Genomic DNA, 5,992 nt, shown 5'->3' with positions numbered 1-5,992 from the left:
GAGCTGCTTAAAAAGCTATTCAATTTTCTTATCAGTACTTCTTGACAAAGAGCCCCCTTTTCTTATACGGAAGGAATCTCGCCACTTTGCTCTGGAACTGATTAATTAACTATCTGTCTTTGATTCTAAACTTCCGCAAAGTCGCTTTTTATATACCGCCGTTCAAGCGCACCCCGGTGACCAACTCATTACAAATAATTACATCGATAGTTCCGGTCACTCTTACGTTGCTTCTGCCTACTCCATAACTTCCTTCGGCACTCTATTAGGTGGGAGCACTACCTGACGTATCAGGAGCTCATTTCTTCTTTCCTTCCACGTCTTTAATATACCATCTTTTGTAAGCGATTACAACTCTTTTTATCTATTTAGCTAAAATAATAATTCAAGATATTTTTAGTGTAAAATAGTAAGTGAAATTCCTGTTTGGAGGTTATAACTTGAAAAAAGGTGTTCTACTTATCAACCTCGGTACTCCTGATGAGCCCACGGCTAAAGCGGTTCGTCCGTACTTACGCCGTTTCCTAGGTGATCCCCGCGTTATCAATACGCCGCGATCCATCTGGTTACCAATTCTCAACCTAATGATTCTACCCACCCGTCCTGCGGCATCGGCGGCTAAATACCAACAAATTTGGTCTGCGGACCACGGTTCGCCCCTCGCCTACTACACTGAACAGCAGGCCGCCCAGCTTCAAAGGCGATTACCCGACTATCAAGTCGCTTACGCGTACTCCTATAGCAAACCACTAATCGCAGACGCTTTAACGCAAATGGAAACAGCCGGGGTTCAAAGGTTAACAATTGTGCCGCTCTATCCTCAATACTCAACGACAACGATCGGTTCAATCATGGATGACATCAACCGCTTTTACTATCGGCGTACCCATGTTCCGGAACTACACATCATCAATGGTTTTGCCGATCGCAGTGACTACTTAGACCTTTTAGCCCACAATATTCAGGCCGAACTAAATCAAAATAAGTATGATCAAATCATCATTTCTTTCCACGGCATTCCAGTTAGCTATGCCCAAAATGGTGACCCCTATCCCCAACAATGTCAGGCAACTACGGAGGGGATCAGGCAGCGCCTTGACACCGATATTCCGATAATCCAAACCTACCAATCTAAGTTTGGGCCCGCCAAATGGCTTACCCCTGCTACTGCTGATCTCCTCAAAGAGTTACCTAAGAAGAATATCAAACGGGTACTAGTCATTTCACCATCCTTCGTGGCGGACTGCCTGGAAACCCTTCATGAATTAGACATCGAAAATCGTCATTACTTTATGAAAAATGGTGGTCAGTTTTTTAAGGTCGTCCGCTGTTTCAACGCTGACCCGGCTTTTACTAGCATCCTTCAAAAGATCGTCCTGGGCAAGTAATAGTATTCCCACTCCTTTGGGTAATTAAAAGGAAAAAGGCTTTCACCGGTCAGATAAAGTCATCTGGCCGGTGAAAGCCTTATATTAATTTATTGGGTGAGCATCATCAAAATGGCCACAAAGTTATTAATCCCGTGAAGAAGGATGCTGTTTTTAAGACTGCCCGATCGCCGGTAAACATAGGTTAAAACCATCCCCATAAAGCAATACATCAGAAAACTCACGATGGTCGTGCTGGTATGGGCCAGTGAAAAAACGATTCCCGACAAAAACATCTTTGCCCATAAGGCATTAGGCCGGAAGAAGAGGTTCGTCAAAATACCACGAAAGATTAGCTCCTCGGCCACCGGGGTCAAAGTAAAGGACGATACTACAAAAACAGCCGTGATTATCCGGTTGTGGTTTAACAACTGGTGAATAAGCGCATTATTAGCTGTCTGGGTCTGGTGGAAAAGGTACATGTTCAGCCAGCCAAAGACTGCCATCCCCACCAGTAGCATTACATAACCGGTAATTACCATTAGCGGCCTAACCGGTCCGCCACTTAACTGGTTATAGCGCCGATAGACCCGCCGCGCACAGCCAATAATAAACAAAAAGATAACCACAAAAATTACCGATATCCCAATCGCTAACGCTTGATTATGCGGTTGCCGGTTAGCAATTGCCACCGCCATTGGTGGTACCTGAATGAGCAGGAAAAAGATGGCGACGATTCCTATCCGGTAAAACCAGGAACCCAACTTAGTCTTTCGAATCTTCATGGTGTTGTTGGCTTGCTTCCTCCTTTTGGCGAATTTCACGCCGCCGTTGATAACTCCACTTAGCGGTGATCCTGGTAACGATAACGTTGGCGACCACAAAGCCCAAAATCCACAAGGCATACATCAGCCAACCGGAAATCAGCTTGGCAATCGTCAACCCCACCAGAACTGCAAAAATAATAAACGGGGGTAGGATCACTTTAATCAAATATTCTGCTTTCATCTGTTCGTTTCCTCCGTGACGTAATCAAAAGGTGCACCAGGTCGCCCTGCTACACCCCATCTGATCATCTACTTTTGGCTAGCAGCCATGATCTGGTCCTTTGTCGGAATTGATGGCAATGCCCCCATCTTCTGAACGGCCAGTGAGCTAGCACGTTGGGCGTAAACTAACGCCTTTTCAATGTTACTCATGTCCGGCTTTAACTGGGAGGAAAGCGCCCCGATAAAGGTATCACCCGCTGCCGTCGTATCAACCGCATTAACCTTAAAGGCGGGGATGAAGTTATACCCGTCCTGTGTACAGTAGAAGGCCCCCTTGGCCCCCACCGTAATAATCAGGTTACGGACACCCATCTTCGCAAACTTGGCGGCGGACATCAGCATCGAGGTCTCATCCGTAATAATGATTCCCGTCAGCGCCTGACTCTCCGTCTCATTAGGGATAATCAGATCGGTCAACTTTAAAACGGCCGGGTCAATCTCGTGTGCTGGTGCCGGGTTCAAGATTGTTGTAACCCCGTTGGCCTTAGCCAGTTCAAATGCCTTCAAGGTCGCTGCTTGAGGTGTTTCAAACTGTGCTACTACAAAATCAGCCTCCATGATTTGTTTCTTAGCGGCAGTTACGTCAGCAACACTCAACTCTTGGTTGGCACCACCATAAACCAAGATACTATTTTGCCCATTTTCATCCAGTAAGATTGCCGCTGAACCAGTCCCTACCTGGTCATTGACCTTGATACCAGAAACGTCAATTCCATTTTCCCGGAGGTCTTTAAGCATCATCTCACCGCCGCTATCCTTGCCGACTTCACCGACAAAGTATGTTTGGGCACCAGAACGAGCAGCAGATACTGCCTGATTAGCTCCCTTACCACCAGCGGCACTTGACTTGCCTAACGCTGAAAGTGTCTCACCAGGTAGTGGCATTCGCTTAATTTTCATTGTTGTGTCAACATTTAAGCTCCCGACAACTGTCACTTTATTCATCGTTTATTTCCTCCTCGTTCTTATGTAGTAATACTATACCATATGACACGGTCCCGTGCTTTCCCGACAAACCAGCCGCACGGGGAAACTTTCCACCGTCTCGTCACGGTGCTGGTTATGAATTCGGTCTAACAATATCTTTGTTGCGCCGACTCCCAGGTCAAAAATAGGTTGGTGAATGGTGGTTAATTTCGGATAGACATATTCATCCAGGGAAATATCATCATAGCCGATTACCGAAATATCTTCCGGTACCCGGACCTTTAACTCCCTTAACCCCCGCAGTAGGCCAATGGCCATCTCATCGTTCGCCGCAAAAACTGCGGTCGCCCCACTAGCAGCCACGGCCCGGGCCGCTTCATAGCCACCGCGGCAGCTCAGGTCCGCACGTAGGACGTCTTTTTCCTCATCAAAGTGCCGACCATGTGCCAACAAAACACTCTTAAAGCCCGCTAACCGTTGCTTAAAGTTCTCCGTGATATTTTTAACCCCTAGGTAGAGGAACTTTTGGTGGCCCAATTCTACCAAGTGACGGGCCGCTAGCTGACCACCGTGATAATCATCGGTCTGCACCCGGGCCCCCTCCTGGTCATAGTTACGGTCGAATAGGATGTAGGGAATATCACGGTTAATCAACGCCTGGTTAATCATCTCCGTCGTCATCCGGGCACTGGCAATAATCAACCCATCGATTGACCGTTCGACCATTTGTTCTAGGTAATGTTTTTCCAACTTTGGATCCCGGTTAGCACTAAAGATCAGTGGAATTAACTTTTCCTGTCGGGCGACCTGTTGAACCCCCTCAACAAAGGAACCAAAGAAGGCCTCACTAACATTGGGTACCAATACACCAATCGTATTGATATTTTCTCTCATAATTAAACTACGGGCGTGAAAGTCCGGCACGTACTGATATTGATCCCGGAGCTTCATAATCCGTTCCCGGGTAGTTTTACTAAATCGCTTGCCCTTGCCATTTAAGACCTGTGAAACAGTCGTTACCGAAACACCGGCCATCCTTGCAATATCGCGAATCGTTACTCTTTTACTCATTTTCTTCCTCTTTGTATCATTACTATGTCAAACACCAAACTTAAGCCAGCCACCACATAATTATTCGCCAGCAAAAAGGTCGCTTAAGATCTGTCGGCCGGTGGCAGCCTGTGTCCCACGAACACGAACATAATCAATTTTAGCAAGTAGGATATCGTACGTCCACAGTGATGACAAGTCGTTTTCATTAAAATAATGCAAGGTGAGCTTAATCCGGTCACGGTCCGCGATTACCCCGGTAAAATCATCGGCTCCCTTGTACTGGTCAGTGCCAATTACCACTGGTAAATGGTGGGTGTAGGAATCGTTCAACGCGCTATTTAATAGGTCGCCCCGACTAAATTCCGGGTGATCATCGATGAACTGTTGGACGTGCCAAATATCAAAGTACCCGTACTGGTGAGCCACCTTCGTCTTTTCAGAAATGGTCATAAGGTAGTCCGTATGCTGGGCAACCGCGGTAATACTGCTAATGCGGATCACGATCAGTCCGTTAATTTTCCCATCCCAGTCGATACTAATTACCAGACAAAAGGTCGGGTCCATCGCCACTACAAAGCCCACATTGAAGTAGTCATCACCAGGAATATTATGAATTTCAATCAAGCTACCATTCTGGCGGGCAAGTGCTAGTTGCGCGCGCAAGTCGGTTTGGTTCATTTTTTCCATATCTAACTCTCCCCAAAATTCTCTTCTCCTATTTTCCGGTTTTTCTAGTGATTTTTCAAATATTTTACCGTCGTTAAATTCTGCGTATCAAAAATTAACGGTGGGCAGCAAGTTAATTTTGTAGTATGATGGTTCTTGTTCTAAAAATTATAAAGAGGGGCCAATATGGTGATTATTACAGCAGGAATGATTGGTGTTGGGAAGACAACGTTAACCGGAAAGATTGCCGAACACCTCCATACAAAAGCGTTCTTTGAACCAGTCGGTGACAATCCGGTTTTGCCACTGTACTATAAAGACCAAAAGCAATATGGTTTCTTATTGCAGATCTACTTTTTAAATAAGCGCTTTTCCATGATTAAACAGGCACTGGCAAATGATAATAATGTCTTAGACCGTTCAATCTATGAAGACGCCTTGTTCACCCGCGAAAATAATGCCGAGGGAAACATCACGGATACCGAGTTGGAAGTTTACCTAGACCTGCTCGATAATATGATGAAGGACCTTCAGCAGTTGCCGAAAAAGGCACCGGACCTAATGGTTTATTCGGAAACGGACTTTGAAACCATCCTTTACCGGATTAAAAAACGGGGTCGCGATTACGAACAGGTTGATAATAATCCAGAATTAAAGGATTACTACTACAAGATCTGGAGCGCCTACAAGCAATGGTACAAAGACTACGATGCCAGTCCCAAGATGAAGGTTGACCTAGAAAAGTACGACCTGGAAGACCCGAAGAACGTCGAGATCGTTCTTCACATGATTGACGAACGGCTCAAAACTATTCGTTAATAAAAACAGCTCAAGTATTCAGCTAAATGCCGAGTGCTCGAGCTGTTTTTATTAACTGACTGAAACTTGAAAGTATGAAGACAGACTGATCCCTTGGTATCACAGGGCATA

7 protein-coding genes are annotated in these 5,992 nt (G+C 45.8%); 2 read left to right on the top strand and 5 right to left on the bottom strand.

Going from position 1 to position 5,992, the window contains the following annotated elements:
- The first annotated feature begins 440 nt into the window (after positions 1–440).
- Positions 441–1,388: a ferrochelatase gene (gene hemH, locus ACI31H_RS06890; protein WP_439771248.1), complete on the top strand. Its 948-nt coding sequence runs from the start codon at positions 441–443 to the stop codon at positions 1,386–1,388.
- A gap of 89 nt (positions 1,389–1,477) precedes the next feature.
- Here hemH and ACI31H_RS06885 read toward each other — a convergent pair whose 3' ends face one another.
- The 5 genes from ACI31H_RS06885 to ACI31H_RS06865 form a co-directional block, all read right to left on the bottom strand.
- A complete protein-coding gene (locus tag ACI31H_RS06885; RefSeq protein WP_439771247.1) occupies positions 1,478–2,152 on the bottom strand; it encodes a lysostaphin resistance A-like protein in 675 nt (224 codons plus the stop codon).
- The gene (locus ACI31H_RS06880) at positions 2,133–2,375 is read right to left on the bottom strand and encodes a hypothetical protein (protein WP_439771246.1); all 243 of its coding nucleotides are present in this window, start codon (positions 2,373–2,375) and stop codon (positions 2,133–2,135) included. Before ACI31H_RS06880 ends, ACI31H_RS06885 begins: the two co-directional genes overlap by 20 nt.
- 68 nt (positions 2,376–2,443) lie before the next feature.
- Positions 2,444–3,361 carry a ribokinase gene (gene rbsK, locus ACI31H_RS06875; RefSeq protein WP_439771245.1) on the bottom strand — a complete coding sequence of 306 codons (918 nt, stop codon included), beginning with the start codon at positions 3,359–3,361 and terminating at the stop codon, positions 2,444–2,446.
- Between the two features lie 33 nt (positions 3,362–3,394).
- Entirely contained in the window at positions 3,395–4,414 is a 1,020-nt protein-coding gene (rbsR, locus tag ACI31H_RS06870; RefSeq protein ID WP_439771244.1) for a ribose utilization transcriptional repressor RbsR, read from the bottom strand.
- 60 nt (positions 4,415–4,474) lie between these two features.
- On the bottom strand, positions 4,475–5,083 hold the full coding sequence (locus ACI31H_RS06865) for a hypothetical protein (RefSeq protein WP_439771243.1): 609 nt from the start codon (positions 5,081–5,083) through the stop codon (positions 4,475–4,477).
- Between the two features lie 165 nt (positions 5,084–5,248).
- On the opposite strand from ACI31H_RS06865, the gene ACI31H_RS06860 reads away from it, so the two are divergent.
- The gene (locus ACI31H_RS06860) at positions 5,249–5,881 is read left to right on the top strand and encodes a deoxynucleoside kinase (RefSeq protein ID WP_439771242.1); all 633 of its coding nucleotides are present in this window, start codon (positions 5,249–5,251) and stop codon (positions 5,879–5,881) included.
- Positions 5,882–5,992 lie beyond the last annotated feature (111 nt).

Source organism: Limosilactobacillus sp., assembly GCF_051873035.1.
Taxonomy (GTDB): Bacteria; Bacillota; Bacilli; order Lactobacillales; family Lactobacillaceae; genus Limosilactobacillus.
Note: the sequence above shows the minus strand (reverse complement) of the source record. Positions and strands in the feature narration are given on the sequence as shown.

Excerpts from the sequence above, each read along its gene's own strand:
- ACI31H_RS06885 (WP_439771247.1), bottom strand. The coding sequence starts at position 2,152 with ATGAAGATTCGAAAGACTAAGTTGGGTTCCTGGTTTTACCGGATAGGA.
- ACI31H_RS06880 (WP_439771246.1), bottom strand. The coding sequence starts at position 2,375 with ATGAAAGCAGAATATTTGATTAAAGTGATCCTACCCCCGTTTATTATT.
- rbsK (WP_439771245.1), bottom strand. The coding sequence starts at position 3,361 with ATGAATAAAGTGACAGTTGTCGGGAGCTTAAATGTTGACACAACAATG.
- rbsR (WP_439771244.1), bottom strand. The coding sequence starts at position 4,414 with ATGAGTAAAAGAGTAACGATTCGCGATATTGCAAGGATGGCCGGTGTT.
- ACI31H_RS06865 (WP_439771243.1), bottom strand. The coding sequence starts at position 5,083 with ATGGAAAAAATGAACCAAACCGACTTGCGCGCGCAACTAGCACTTGCC.
- ACI31H_RS06860 (WP_439771242.1), top strand. The coding sequence starts at position 5,249 with ATGGTGATTATTACAGCAGGAATGATTGGTGTTGGGAAGACAACGTTA.